Annotated in this window: 1 protein-coding gene; it reads left to right on the top strand. The window is 72.7% G+C overall.

Annotated features, from left to right (window positions below):
• Window positions 1–201: 201 nt before the first annotated feature.
• Window positions 202–677: TolB-like translocation protein (locus GTQ99_RS23790; protein ID WP_166618091.1), on the top strand; the 476-nt coding region annotated here is incomplete at its 3' end.

Genomic DNA, 677 nt, shown 5'->3' with positions numbered 1-677 from the left:
TCTTCGAGCCAGCCGGTGAAGGCCAGCAGCCGCCCCCCGCCGGGTGCGGTGGACGCCGCTGCGCCGGCGTCATCAGGTACAGAGCATCAGCCACCAGATCAGCGTAGGCAGCGATCGCACCCGTCGACGACGATGGCACCGGTTCGGACGATCCCAGGAGATCACAGGGAACCGGCAGCGTGCCGGTGGTGTCCTAGGAGGATGCGCACACGCACCGTGGGGCCTGCAACGGTGCTGGCCGCCCTCAGCGCCGTCCTGGTGCTCACCACCGCCACCGCGACGGCCACCGCGGCGGAGCACTCACCTGACCTCACCACTGCGGCGTCCACCGCACCCGGCGGGGGGCGGCTGCTGGCCTTCACCGGCTGGCTCGAAGATGACCACGAGCAGAGCCTGCTCACCATCGACACCACTACCCGGCAGGTGCACCCCGTCGCCCGCGGCGGCGGGGTCGGCGCCCTCACCTGGTCCGCCGACGGCCGGCGGCTGGTCTGGATCGGCTACGACGGGCATCAGGACGGTAGCTCCACCCTCTACAGCGCCCGCCCCGACGGCAGCGAGCGGCGCACCCTCATGAGCGGCCACGACATCCGCAGCATCGCCGCCGCCCCCGACGGCACCCTGGCCATCGCCCGCGCCGGCATCCCCACCAGCATCGACTGCGCCACCCACCCACC

This window comes from Kineococcus vitellinus, from assembly GCF_009906315.1.
Taxonomy (GTDB): domain Bacteria; phylum Actinomycetota; class Actinomycetes; order Actinomycetales; family Kineococcaceae; genus Kineococcus; species Kineococcus vitellinus.
The sequence above is the reverse complement of the archived record's forward strand: the minus strand, read 5'-3'. Positions and strand labels throughout refer to the sequence as shown.